Genomic DNA, 12,352 nt, shown 5'->3' on the forward strand with positions numbered 1-12,352 from the left:
GGTCGCCCGGCGACCGGTCAGGACGGGCGGGGCGGTCAGGACGGGCGGCGCGGGCCGGGGGTCCGGTAGAGCCGGGCCACCACGTCCTCGATGTCCGGTTCGACGATCGAGACGTCGCGCAGCGCGGCCAGCCCGGCGAGCGCGGACACCACCTCCGCCACCCCCGCCGACTCCAGCGTGTAGACCAGCCGGCGGCCGTCGGCCTCGACCCGGTGCAGCGGGGCCCCCACCGGCTGCGGGGGCACCGCCAGCGGGGCGTCCAGCTCGGCGACGACCAGCCGGCGGGAGCCGTACCGGGCGTGCAGGGCGGCGATCGAGCCGTCGTGCACCACCCGGCCGTGGTCGATCACCACCAGCCGGGCGCAGAGCCGCTCGATGTCGGCCAGGTCGTGGGTGGTGAGCACCAGCGTGGTGTCGCCGGCCCGGCCCAGCTCGGCGAGGAAGCCCCGGACCGCCTGCTTGCTCACCACGTCCAGCCCGATGGTCGGCTCGTCGAGGAAAAGCACCTGAGGGCCGTGCAGCAGCGCGGCGGTCAGCTCGCCGCGCATCCGCTGCCCCAGCGAGAGCTGCCGTACCGGGGTGTCCAGGAAGGCGTCCAGGTCGAGCAGGTCGCGGCAGCGGCGCAGCCGGGCCGCGTGGTCGGCGGCGGGCACCCGGTAGAGGTGGCGCAGCAGGTCGAACGAGTCCCGCAGCGGCAGGTCCCACCAGAGCTGGGACCGCTGGCCGAAGACCACCCCGATCCGCAGCGCCAGCCGGGTCCGCTCGGCGACCGGGCGCAGCCCGCAGACCCGCGCCTGACCCGCCGACGGGCTCAGCACCCCGGTGAGCATCTTCAGGGTGGTCGACTTGCCCGCCCCGTTCGGGCCGATGTAGCCGAGCATCTCGCCCTGCTCCACCCGCAGGTCGATGCCGTCCACGGCGGTGACGGTCCGCTTCTCGCGGCGCAGCCGGCCCGCCTTCACCCGTACCGTGAACTCCTTGCGCAGCCCGTCCAGCTCGATGACGCTCATGACCCCGTACTCCGGTAGTGGCGGACACCTGTGCGCCAGGCCGCCGCCGCCAGCGCGGCGGCGACCAGCGCCACCGCCGGCGCGGCCCAGCCGGCCCACGACGGCAGGCCGAGCGGGTCGGCGCGGCCCAGCAGCGCCAGCGCCGGCTGGTAACTGACGAAGGCGAACCCCAGGCCGTACGCGAACGCGGCCCGGAACCACCCCTCGAAGACGGTCACCGGGTACGAGGTGAAGTCCCGCCCGCCGTAGGTGACCGAGTTGGCCAGCTCGCCGGACTCCACCCACCAGAACGACACGGTCGCGGTGGCCACGAAGATCGACCCGAAGAAGACCACCCCGGCCAGCGGGGCGACCACCGCCAACGCCACCCGGGCCGGGGTCCAGTCGATCCCCGCCGAGGCCAGCGCCACCAGCAGCACCCCGATGCCGAACACGCCCCGGGAGACCTTGCGCAGCGGCAGGCTCATCAGCAGCAGTTGGGGCAGCGCGCCGAGCGGTCGCACCAGCACCGCGTCGAACAGGCCGGTACGCACGTAGCCGGGCAGCCGCTCGATGTTGCCGACCAGCAGGTCCGCCACGGCGAAGGCGCTGGCCGACAGCCCCACCATCACCAACGTCTCGCGCAGCGTGAAACCGCCCAGCTCACGGGTCACCCCGTAGATCACCAGGACGGTGACCACGTCGAAGACGGTGGCCCCCACGTTGCCCAGCAGGTCCAGCACGAACGACGTCCGGTAGGCCGTCTGCGAGCGGGCCTGTGCCCCGAGCAGCGCCCGGTACGCCCCGAACGTCCCACCCGGCCCGGCGGGTCGAGCCGACCCGGTCGCCCGGTTCGCCGGCTCCGGGTGCTCAGCCACCCTGCACCACCAGGCGGCGCTCGGCGCGGCGCTGCACCAGCCGGCAGGCGGCCAGCACCAGCACCGCCCAGCCGAGTTGCAGGGCGACCAGGCCGACCTGAATGGCCGGAGGATCCCGCTCGACAAGCACGTCGAGCGGGGTCTGCAACACGCTCGGGAACGGGGTGCCGAACCACAGCGCCAGTTGCAGCCACTCGGGCAGGAACCGCAGCGGGAAGTAGAGCCCGGCCAGCACTCCCGAACCGAGGGTCCACAGCAGCAGCGGCCCCCGGACGTCCTGCAACCAGTACGCGGAGGCGTTGATCAGGAACCGGCAGCCGAAGCAGAGCACCACGGCGGTCGCCACGGAGACCACGAAGAGCGCGACGGTGGGCCACCGGGACGGCAGGTACACGTCGAAGAAGAGCGGCCCGACCAGGACCGGCGGGAGCAGCCGGGCCAGCGCCGCGTACCCGGCCCGGCCCAGGTCCGTGGCGAGGTAGCTGGTCACCGGGTGCACCGGGCGGAGCAGATCACTGGCCACGTCACCGGTACGGATCCGGTCGGCCAGGTCGGTCCAGCCCCAGAGCAGCACGACGGCGATCAGTCCCTGCCCCACCCAGACGAAGGTGGCGAGCTGGTGCCGGTCGTACCCGCCGACCGTCCCGGCGCCGGCGGCGGCCAGCAGCACCGCGCAGCGCAGGAAGCCGAAGACGGTGTTGGTCACGACACCGGCGAGCGCGGCCTGCCGGTAGGTGGCGTACCGGCGGAAACCGGCCCGAGTTATAGCCCCGAATGTCCGGAACCATCGGGTAACGTTTGCGCTCGTGGACGGTGCCACAGTGGCGGTGACCGAGCCCACGCCGCTACCCTCCTTCCGCAGCCCCGCCGTGCCGGACGGGGGACTCTACCGGCATCCCGGGGCGCCCGGCACGACAATTTCCAACGAGGTGACATCGCCGTGAGCGAGCGACGCGAGCCGGGCATCGGGCCGCGCCGCACGCGTGGACACGGAGGCCCCCGATGACGGGCGGCTGGCACGACCGCTGGGACGCCCCGGCGGAACCGTCCTGGGTGATCGAGCCGACCAGCGAATGGCATCCCCAGTTCCCCGGCCAGCGCTACCCCGGCGACATCGGCAACCGCTACGCCGACCCGCGTGGACGGGCCTTCGGGCGCGCCGAGGTGCCCCCGCTGGCCCCGGCCCGGCCCGACGGCACGTACCTCGGCCGTTCCTGGGCCGACCAGGACGACGAGGCACCCCGCTGGGACGACCAGCGCGCCGACCGGCACACCGACCACGACCTCTACCGTCGGCCCGTCGACGAGGCGTACCGCCGGCCCCCGGACGAGCCGATCTGGCAGCGGGAACGCCGGCAGCCCGCGCCGGACCGGTACGACGACCGGACCGAACCGGCCCGGTACGACGAGGCCGACCGGCACGCCGGCCGGACCAGTTGGTCCGACCGGCGACGCGGTACCGCCGAGCCGGCCCAGACCGGCTGGCACCGCGACCACGCCGCCACCGACCGGCGGCACGCCGACCGGTTCGACACCCCACCCCGTCAGGACCGCACCGCCCCCGGTGTCACGCCGGTCTCCCCCGGCCGGCCGCCCGTCTCCCCCGCCCCCCGCCACGAGCCACCACGCGGCAGCCGTCCCGACCGGTTCGCCGAACCGGGCTGGATGCCCGAACCCGACGAGCCCCCGCCCCGTCGACGTGGCACCGGCGAACGCCACGCCGTCGACCGCCACGCCACCGACGACGGCAGCCACGGCCGCCGCGCCGCCGACGGCCCCGATCGTGACCGCCGGGTCAGCGACAACGGTCACGACCGCCGGACCGGCAACGACGACAGCCACCGACGCCGGGTCGACGCCGACGCCGGCTACCAGCGCCCGGTCGTCCGCGAGGACGGCCACGACCGCAGGAGCACCGAGGACGGCTACGACCGCCGTCCGACCGGCGACTCCGCCGGTCCCGGCCGTCGGGCCGCCGACGATCCTCACCGCCGCGCCTCCGGCGGGTACGACGCGTACCCGGCCCAGCCCGGACGGCCCGAGCGGGACCTCCCGGCACGGTTCCGGGAGGACGAACCACCCCGGTCGACCCGCCGGGAAGCCGACGAACGACCGGCCGCGCGCGGCCACGACGACCATCGACGCCGCCCCCTCGACGACGGCCGGGGGGCGATGTCCCCGATCCCCGAGGAGCGGTGGCAGCACCCGCGCGGCCACGACGAGCGCCGACCGCCGGACCCGCGCGAGGCGGCGGCCCGCACGGAGGCGTACCCCGAAGTGCGCTCCCGCGGGTCGGGTCCGCCGCACGCGCCGGCCCGCGAGCCGTGGAGCCGCTCCGGCACCGACCGGCCCGGCCCCATCCAGGAACCGGATCACGGCCGCGACGGCCGGCAGCCGTACCCCGGTCCGGAGCGCCATCCGGCGGAACCGATGCGGCCGGTCACCCCGCCCGCCCGGTACGACGACCGCCCGGCGGCCCGGTTCGCTCCGGAGCGGGCCCCGGACCACCTCGGGGACCGTCGGCCCGGTACGGCATCGGCCCCGGGACGCCCGGTCTCCGGTACGCCCTCCTTCGGCCCGCCGCCGGGCCGCCCGGTCTCCGGGGCTCCGGTCTCCGGATTCCCGGTCTCCCCGGCACCGGTTTTCCCGGCACCGGTTTTCCCGGCACCGGTCTCGCCGGCACCGGTCTCCCCGGCCGCTCCGGCCCCGGTGCCGCCCCGTACCCCCGTGCCGCCCCGCACCTCTGTGCCGCCCCGCACCTCTGTGCCGCCCACCGACCTGCCGACCAGGGATCGCAGCGCCGACGGCCGGCCGGCCTCCTCCGGTCCGGACGACGTCGCCCCGATCTCCGCACCGCCCGCCACCCGGTTGCACATCGAGTTCCGCCAGCCCACGGAGGCCGACCGGCGGACGACCGCGCCACCGCCGCTCGACCGCCCCACCCCGGCGCCGGCTACCGACCGGGATGTCCCCGGGCGGCCCTCGGTGTCGACGGCCGGCGGCACCGGCACCGGCCGGAGCGGTCTCGAGATCACCCCGGACAAGCCACGCCGGTACGTCCCGCCGGCACCGGAACCCGACGTCACCGACCACTCGGACACCGTTGCCCGTCCCACGCCGGACAGTTCGGCGGCGTGGTTCCGGCCCGGCCGGTCGACCCCCACGCCACCCAGCCCGGCCACCAGCGCCGCCGACGTCGGAAACCGACCTGCCGTCGCCGGCGGCAGCGGGGCGCGGGTGGTGGACCCACCGGCCGGCTCCGGGCCCTCCGCCGACGTGCTAGCTCCCGACCCCACCCCGCCGACCGCCGGCCCGAGCACCCCGGTCACCGCCACCGATGCCCTGGGCAGGACCGGGCGGCCGTCGACGACGGACCCCGCAGCACCCGCCGTCGACGTGGCCGTACCGCCCGACGCCCCCTACGGGGGCAGCCCACGGAGCCGCCCCGGCCCGGCGGTCCCGGACGCCGACTCCGGCCTGGCCGTCCCGGACGCCGACCCCGCCCCGGCCGTCCCGGACGCCGACCCCGCCCCGGCCGTCCCGGACGCCGACCCCGGCCGGGCAGTCCCGGACGCCGACTCCGGCCCGGCGCGGGATTCCGCCCCGGCCGACACCGCCGGGAGCGACGCGCCCCCGTCCGGCGACAGCGCCGTCCCGACGGCCACCCTCGGCAGCGCCGTTCCCGCACCGCCCGTAAGCAGCACCGTCCCGGCACCGCCCGCAACCGGCGACGGCACCGGCACCGGCACCGGCACCGCCAGCACGAGCACCAGCGCCGTGACAGAGCCGGCCACCACCGGACCGGCCGACATCGGACCGGCCACCACCGGACCGACCGGCACCGCAACGGCCGACATCGGACCGGCCGATACGGGGACGACCACCAGCAGCCGCACCGAAGCCGCCGGTGCCGGAGCGGTGACCACCGCCGCCGAAGCGGCCGACAGCGCAGCGGAGCCGACCGCCACCGGGATCCGCCGGGACAGCCCTGGCTCGGCGTCGACGGTGGCCGCCGTCGAGGAGCCGGACGGGGCCGCGTCGACGGCCGCGTCGGCGGCGGTGCTCCAGGATGATCCGGAGCAGGTGCTGGCCGGCTACCGGTGGCGGCTGGACCCGCACACCCTGCGCGAGGTGGTCGACGACCCGGCCGAACTGCGGATCATCCGACGCCGGCTGACCGAGAAACTCGCCTCGGCCCTGGACAACCGGGCTCGGGCCCGGCTGCTCAGTCTGCGGGCGGTGATCTCCCGACTGGTCGACGATCTGGACGACGCGCTGGCCGACGGCCGGCTCGCCCTGACCTACGCCGAGGCGACCGGCGAACTGCGCCGTACCGCGCTGGCCCGGGCACGGCTGGCGGAGGCGCTGCGCTGGAAGGGCGAGTTCGCCGAGGCCGACCGGCTCTTCACCGAGGCCAACTCGACGGAACTCCCGGACCGGCTGCGGTCGGCCCTGCACGAACACGCCGGCCGCTCCTGCTACGACCAGGGCCGGTTGATCGAGGCATGTGGACACTTCGAGCGGGCGCTGGACCTGCACCGGGCCGAGGACCCGGAGCTGACCGACCGGATCGGGGTGGCGCTGGACGCGGTGTACGCCCGAGCGGCGGCGCGGGCGGGCTTCGGGCCGTACCCCCGCAGCCGGGACGAGGTGCGGCACGGCCGCCGGTCCCCGATACCCACCCGCGACGGCCTGGACCGCTGGGGGTACGCGGACGCCGACGGTGACCTCGTCGTCGACTACCGGTACGCCGAGGCGCAGCCGTTCCACGAGCAGGTGGCCTGGGTACGCCGCCCCGACCAGGCCGGCTGGGAGCTGATCGACGAGGCCGGCACCACTCTGCTCGGCCCCACGTACACCCGGGTGCTGCCCTTCTCCGACGGCCTGGCCTGGGTGTCGCACGGCGGTGACGCGGACTGGTCGGCCATCGAGCCCGACGGCACCGTGCTGGTGCCGGCGGGCTTCGAGGAGGTACGACCGTTCCGCGCCGGGGTGGCGGCGGTCCGGCGGGGCGGTTGGGGGGCGGTGGACCGGCACGGCCGACTGGTCGTCCCGCCGCGCTACCACGGGATCGCCACGACGCTGTCCGACGGTCGCCGGCTCGAGGGTTTCACCGACGAGGGGCTGGCCGTGGTGGAGCTGACCGGCCGCCAGGGCGTGGTCGACCGGACCGGCACGGTGCTGGTCCGGCCGGTGCACCCGGCGCTGGTGATCCACCCGGTGGCGTTCCTGGTCGGCGACGGGATGGGCCACTGGGGAGCGCTGGACCGGCGGGGCGAACCGCTGATCCCCCCGGTGCACCCCGACCGGGACGCGGTGGTGGTGGAGATCGACAGGCTGCTCGCCGACACCCACCCCGTGCTCTGACGACCGACCGCGCCGACGGGCTGCGCGGGACGGGGCGGGGCTAGGGTCGGAGCATGGAATTCCGACACCTTGGCCGCTCGGGCCTCATGGTCAGCGAGATCTCGTACGGCAACTGGATCACCCACGGCTCCCAGGTCGAGGAGGAGGCGGCGCTGGCGTGTGTCCGGGCCGCCCTGGACACCGGCATCACCACCTTCGACACCGCCGACGTGTACGCCGGCACGCGCGCCGAGACGGTGCTCGGCAAGGCCCTCGCCGGGGAGCGCCGGGAAGGGGTGGAGATCTTCACCAAGGTCTTCTGGCCGACCGGCCCCGGCCGCAACGACCGTGGTCTGTCCCGCAAGCACATCATGGAGTCGATCAACGGCTCGCTGCGCCGCCTCCAGACCGACCACGTGGACCTCTACCAGGCCCACCGGTACGACTACAGCACGCCGCTGGAGGAGACGATGGAGGCCTTCGCCGACGTCGTACGCGCCGGCAAGGCGCACTACATCGGCGTCTCGGAGTGGAAGGCGTCGCAGCTGCGGGAGGCCCACGCCCTCGCCCGGGAGCTGCGCATCCCGCTGGTCTCCAACCAGCCGCAGTACTCGATGCTGTGGCGGGTCATCGAGGCCGAGGTGGTGCCCGCCAGTGAGGAGCTGGGCATCTCCCAGATCGTCTGGTCACCGATGGCCCAGGGCGTCCTGTCCGGCAAGTACCTGCCGGGTCAGCCGCCGCCGGCCGGGTCCAGGGCCACCGACGAGAAGTCGGGTGCCGACTTCATCGCGAAGTGGCTCGACGACGAGGTGCTGACCCGGGTGCAGCAGCTCAAGCCGCTCGCCGAGCAGGCCGGGCTGACCATGCCGCAGCTCGCCGTCGCCTGGGTGCTGCAGAATCCGAACGTCGCCTCGGCGATCATCGGCGCGTCCCGCCCCGACCAGGTCCACGACAACGTCAAGGCCGCCGGGGTGACCCTCGAAGCGGATCTCCTCAAGGCCATCGACGACATCGTCGCCCCGGTCACCGAACGGGACCCGGCCAAGACCGAGAGCCCGGCCCGCCGCCCCTGACCGCGCTGACTCCATCTCACCCCGGTCGGGGTGAGATGGAGTCAGGTCTGCCAGAAGCGGATCAGCGACAGCGCGGTGCTGTAGAGCCAGGGCGGCAGGCCCAGCAGGTCGCTGAGCCAGAAGACGGCGGTGAAGAACCAGTTGCCGATGCGGGGGTTCCACAGCAGGGCGAAGAGCAGGACGAAGCCGAACGGCGCGAACATGTCGTACATCCGGCGCCACTGCGGGTTGAGCCACGGCTGGATCATGTTGCCGCCGTCCAGGCCGGGCACCGGAAGCAGGTTCAGCACGCTCGCGGTGAGCTGGAGGAACGCCAGCAGCGCCACCCCGGCCCAGAACTCCATCGGGCCACCGGCGTCGAGCCCCACCCGCAGCACCACCACCAGCAGCAGGGTGAACAGCACGTTGGTGGCCGGGCCGGCGAGGCTGACCAGGGTGTGCCGCAGCCGCCCCGGGATGGCGTGCCGGTCCACCCAGACCGCCCCGCCCGGCAGGCCGATGCCACCGAGCAGCACCACCACCACCGGCAGCACGATCGACAGCAGCGGGTGGGTGTACTTGAGCGGGTTCAACGTCAGGTAGCCCCGGTGGGCGATGTCCCGGTCGCCGGCCCGGTAGGCGACCACCGCGTGGGCGTACTCGTGCAGGCAGAGCGAGACCAGCCAGCCGGAGACCACGAAGAGGAACACGTCAAACCGGACGTTGCCGACCCCGTTCCAGATCAGCACGCCGCTGGTCACGAAGAGCGCGACCAGGGCGAGGAAGATCGGGCTGGGTCGGAACGCCGCCCGGGGCACACCGAGCACCAGCGGCTCGCCCCCCGGGCGGTCGTACGCCATCACTCCGCCGTCGGCAGCAGGCTCATCCGGTAGTCCACCCGATCGTCCTCGACGAGCGTGACCGAGGTGACGCCGGACGCCGCGAGCTCCCGCCAGGTCTGGCCGATCCAGGACTCGGCATCCGCCTGGCTGCTGAACGTCTCCGCCGGCCCGTCGACCGACGCGCCGTCCGTGCCCTCGTACCGCCAGCTCCACGCCATGCCGCGTCTCCCCTCGCCGCTCCGCCGCCCCCGGGGGACGGACCCCCGCAAGCGTAGTCGGCCGCTCCCGGAACGCACCTGACGCACGCCACCCACCACGACCGCCGCAGGCCGGTACGGTGGCGCGACGCCGGGTCGGGCGGTCGACCCGGACCCCGACCGGCGGGCCCGGCCAGGGCAGCGCCCCTGCGAGCAGCACGGGCCGGCGGGCGGGGCCGGGCCGGCCGGCCTTAAGGTACGGGCATGTCCGTTGACGGGTGGAACACGGTCCTGGTGCTCGGCGGTATCCGTTCGGGCAAGTCGGAGTTCGCCGAGTCCCTGGTGGCTGACGCCCCCACGGTGCGGTACGTGGCGACCTCGGCCGCCGCCGACCCGGACGACACCGAGTGGGCCACCCGACTGGCCGCCCACCGGGAGCGGCGGCCGGGGAGCTGGACCACCGAGGAGACCGCCGACGACCCGCGCCGGCTGGCCGACGTGCTCGCCTCGGCCGGGCCGAACGAGACGCTGCTCGTGGACGACCTGGGCGGCTGGGTGACGGTGCTGCTCGACCCGACCCACCAGCCGGCCGACGACGTCGCCACGATCGCCGAGCTGGCCGACGCGGTGCGCGCCAGCGAGGCACGGATCGTGCTGGTCAGCCCGGAGGTGGGGCTGTCGCTGGTGCCGACCACTCCGCTGGGGCGGGCCTTCACCGACGCGCTGGGCGCCGCCAACCGGGCCGTCGCGGACGCCTGCGATGCCGTGGCGCTGGTGGTCGCCGGCCAGCCGGCCTGGCTCAAGCCGTCCGCCCCGGCCCGGCCGGTCGGCGTACCCGCCCAGGCCACCCCGACCAGTGGCGCGGCCCTCCCGACCGGTGGCGCGGCCCTCCCGGCCAGCGTCGAGCCGGCCCCGGCCGACGAGCCGCAGCCGCCGTTGCCGGACGTGCTGACCCCCACCGTGCCGGTGGCCGCCACGGTGCCGGCCACCGAGGGCACCGCCTGGGCGGCGCCGACCATGGCGCTGCCGGTGGTCGCCACCGGGCTGGTCATCCAGCCCGGCATGGAGCTGCCGATGCCCGACGAGTACGCCGGCCCGCAGGCGGTGGAGCGGCTCGGCACCCTGGACGTGCCGGGGGCCGGGCTGGGCGTGCTGGAACGGGTGGTGAACTTCGCCGCCGCCACCCAGGGCACCCCGACCCCGCAGCCGTGGACCGACGTCCGGGTGCTGCTGCTGCACGGTGACCACGCCGGCGGGGCGGCGGCCGGGGCGCTGCCCGGGGAGTCGGCCCGGCTGGCCCGGCAGGCCCGCGCCGGCCTGGGGACGTTGGCCCGGCTGGCCGCCGAGAGCGGGGCCAGCCTCCAGGTGGTGGACGCCCCGTCGTCCGCGCCGATCGAGCACGAACCGGCGTTGACCGCCGAGGCCGTCGAGGCGGCGCTGCGCTACGGCTGGCGGCTGGCCGAGGAGGCCGCCGACGCGGGCGTACGGCTGCTGGTGCTGGGGGCGTGCGGCGCGGGCACCGAGGCCGCCGCCGCCGCGGTGCTCGTCGCGACTGCGGGCGCGGAGGCCCCGACCGTGCTCGGCCGGGTGCACACCGCCGACGGAGAGATCGACGACGCGGCCTGGATGGTGCGGTGCGCGACGGTCCGGGACGCGCTGCACCGCACCCGCCGCTCCCCCCGCGACGCCAAGGACGTCCTGGCCGAGCTGGGCGGCGGTGACGTGGCGGTGGCCACCGGCGTGCTGCTCGGCGCGACCGCCCGCCGGGTGCCGGTGCTGCTCGACGGGCCGGTCGGGCTGGCCGCCGGCATGATCAGCCGGGACCTGGCCGGCCAGGCCCGGCACTGGTGCCTGCTGGTCGACCACGGCGGACATCCGGCGGTACGGCTCGCCGCCGACGTGCTCGGGCTGACCCCGCTGCTGGACCTGCGGCTCGATCTCGGCGAGGGAGCGAACGCGCTGGCCGCGTTGCCGCTGCTGCGCTCGGTGCTGGCGCTGGCCGGGTCGCTGCCCGTGCACCCGCACCACGGCGGCACCGACGACGAGCCCGACTTCACCGAGCCGGAGCCCGCCGGCCCCGGCCCCACCACCACCGGCCCCACCACCGAGCCCACCGCCTCCGAGCCCAGCGTCTCGGAGCCCAGCGTCTCGGAGTCCACCAACTCGGAGCCCACCACCGAGCCCGCCCCGCCGGACGGCACCGGCCCCGGGGCGGACGGCTACGCCGGTGTCGAGCCGGGGTACGACCCGTCCGCCGGGCGTGCCGGCTGAGTCGGGGCGCGGCGACGGGTTCCGGCTGGCGCTGACCACCTTCACCACCGTCCCGGTCCGGACCGGCCGGGTCGACCGGGCGGCGGCGGGCACCGCGATGGCGCTCGCCCCGCTGGTCGGGGTGCTGCTCGGCGCGGTGCTCGGCGCGGTGCTGCTGCTCCTGGCCACGCTCACCCCACCCCTCGTCGCCGCCGGGGTGACCGTCGGCGTCGGGGCCCTGGCCACCCGGGGGCTGCACCTCGACGGGTTGGCCGACACCGTGGACGCGCTGGGGTCGTACCGGCGGGGGGCGGCGGCACTGGAGATCATGAAGAAGCCGGACGTGGGCCCGTTCGGTGTGGTCGCGCTGGTGGTCGTACTGCTGCTGCAGACGGCGACGCTCGCGGAGCTGGCCGGGCGGTCCTGGCCGGCGGCCCTCGCGGCGGTGGTGGCCGGCACCGCCGCCGGGCGGCTCGGGGTGACCCTGGCCTGCCGGCGGGGGGTGCCGGCGGCCCGCCCCGACGGGCTGGGCGCGCTGGTCGCCGGGACGGTCGGGCCGGTCGCGCTGGTCGTCGGCACGGTCGCCGTCGCACTGACGGCAGCGCCGGCCGTGCCGGGTCGCCCGTGGCAGGGGCCGCTGGCCGTGCTCGCCGCCCTCGCCGTCGCGGCCGGGCTGCTCCGGCACCTGGTACGTCGGCTCGGCGGCATCACCGGCGACGTGCTCGGGGCCACCGTGGAGGTGGTGACCACGCTGGTCTACCTGGGCTTGGTGCTGTCCGGCTGAGACGACACGGCACG

General features: G+C 75.8%; 9 protein-coding genes. 4 read left to right on the plus strand and 5 right to left on the minus strand.

What is annotated here, in order from left to right; all coding sequences use genetic code 11:
• Positions 1-35: 35 nt before the first annotated feature.
• The 3 genes from ACIG87_RS09125 to ACIG87_RS09135 all read right to left on the minus strand — a co-directional run bounded on the left by ACIG87_RS09125 (position 36) and on the right by ACIG87_RS09135 (position 2,708).
• On the minus strand, positions 36-1,010 hold the full coding sequence (locus tag ACIG87_RS09125; RefSeq protein ID WP_396849593.1) for an ATP-binding cassette domain-containing protein: 975 nt from the start codon (positions 1,008-1,010) through the stop codon (positions 36-38).
• Positions 1,007-1,780 carry an ABC transporter permease gene (locus ACIG87_RS09130; RefSeq protein WP_396849720.1) on the minus strand — a complete coding sequence of 258 codons (774 nt, stop codon included), beginning with the start codon at positions 1,778-1,780 and terminating at the stop codon, positions 1,007-1,009. Before ACIG87_RS09130 ends, ACIG87_RS09125 begins: the two co-directional genes overlap by 4 nt.
• A gap of 79 nt (positions 1,781-1,859) precedes the next feature.
• Positions 1,860-2,708 carry an ABC transporter permease gene (locus tag ACIG87_RS09135; RefSeq protein ID WP_396849595.1) on the minus strand — a complete coding sequence of 283 codons (849 nt, stop codon included), beginning with the start codon at positions 2,706-2,708 and terminating at the stop codon, positions 1,860-1,862.
• 161 nt (positions 2,709-2,869) lie between these two features.
• Between ACIG87_RS09135 and ACIG87_RS09140 the strand changes: the two genes are divergently transcribed.
• Together ACIG87_RS09140 and ACIG87_RS09145 are read left to right on the plus strand one after the other, a co-directional pair.
• Positions 2,870-7,234 carry a WG repeat-containing protein gene (locus ACIG87_RS09140; RefSeq protein ID WP_396849596.1) on the plus strand — a complete coding sequence of 1,455 codons (4,365 nt, stop codon included), beginning with the start codon at positions 2,870-2,872 and terminating at the stop codon, positions 7,232-7,234.
• A 53-nt stretch (positions 7,235-7,287) separates the two neighbouring features.
• On the plus strand, positions 7,288-8,286 hold the full coding sequence (locus tag ACIG87_RS09145; RefSeq protein WP_396849597.1) for an aldo/keto reductase family protein: 999 nt from the start codon (positions 7,288-7,290) through the stop codon (positions 8,284-8,286).
• 41 nt (positions 8,287-8,327) lie between these two features.
• Here the strand turns inward: ACIG87_RS09145 and ACIG87_RS09150 are convergent, their stop codons facing one another.
• Both ACIG87_RS09150 and ACIG87_RS09155 read right to left on the minus strand, forming a co-directional pair.
• Entirely contained in the window at positions 8,328-9,125 is a 798-nt protein-coding gene (locus ACIG87_RS09150) for a site-2 protease family protein (protein ID WP_396849598.1), read from the minus strand.
• Entirely contained in the window at positions 9,125-9,325 is a 201-nt protein-coding gene (locus ACIG87_RS09155) for a hypothetical protein (RefSeq protein ID WP_396849600.1), read from the minus strand. The genes ACIG87_RS09150 and ACIG87_RS09155 overlap by 1 nt, the downstream gene beginning before the upstream one ends.
• Positions 9,326-9,568: 243 nt before the next feature.
• On the opposite strand from ACIG87_RS09155, the gene ACIG87_RS09160 reads away from it, so the two are divergent.
• Positions 9,569-11,575: a bifunctional adenosylcobinamide kinase/adenosylcobinamide-phosphate guanylyltransferase gene (locus ACIG87_RS09160; RefSeq protein WP_396849602.1), complete on the plus strand. Its 2,007-nt coding sequence runs from the start codon at positions 9,569-9,571 to the stop codon at positions 11,573-11,575.
• On the plus strand, positions 11,565-12,338 hold the full coding sequence (gene cobS / locus ACIG87_RS09165) for an adenosylcobinamide-GDP ribazoletransferase (protein ID WP_396849603.1): 774 nt from the start codon (positions 11,565-11,567) through the stop codon (positions 12,336-12,338). The genes ACIG87_RS09160 and cobS overlap by 11 nt, the downstream gene beginning before the upstream one ends.
• Positions 12,339-12,352 lie beyond the last annotated feature (14 nt).

It is taken from the genome of Micromonospora sp. NPDC051925 (genome assembly GCF_044548625.1).
In the GTDB taxonomy this organism is placed as follows: domain Bacteria; phylum Actinomycetota; class Actinomycetes; order Mycobacteriales; family Micromonosporaceae; genus Micromonospora.

What these genes read in the sequence shown, in the direction of transcription:
- ACIG87_RS09125 (WP_396849593.1), bottom strand. Translation starts at nt 1,010, where the DNA reads ATGAGCGTCATCGAGCTGGACGGGCTGCGCAAGGAGTTCACGGTACGG.
- ACIG87_RS09140 (WP_396849596.1), top strand. Translation starts at nt 2,870, where the DNA reads ATGACGGGCGGCTGGCACGACCGCTGGGACGCCCCGGCGGAACCGTCC.
- ACIG87_RS09145 (WP_396849597.1), top strand. Translation starts at nt 7,288, where the DNA reads ATGGAATTCCGACACCTTGGCCGCTCGGGCCTCATGGTCAGCGAGATC.
- ACIG87_RS09150 (WP_396849598.1), bottom strand. Translation starts at nt 9,125, where the DNA reads ATGGCGTACGACCGCCCGGGGGGCGAGCCGCTGGTGCTCGGTGTGCCC.
- ACIG87_RS09155 (WP_396849600.1), bottom strand. Translation starts at nt 9,325, where the DNA reads ATGGCGTGGAGCTGGCGGTACGAGGGCACGGACGGCGCGTCGGTCGAC.
- ACIG87_RS09160 (WP_396849602.1), top strand. Translation starts at nt 9,569, where the DNA reads ATGTCCGTTGACGGGTGGAACACGGTCCTGGTGCTCGGCGGTATCCGT.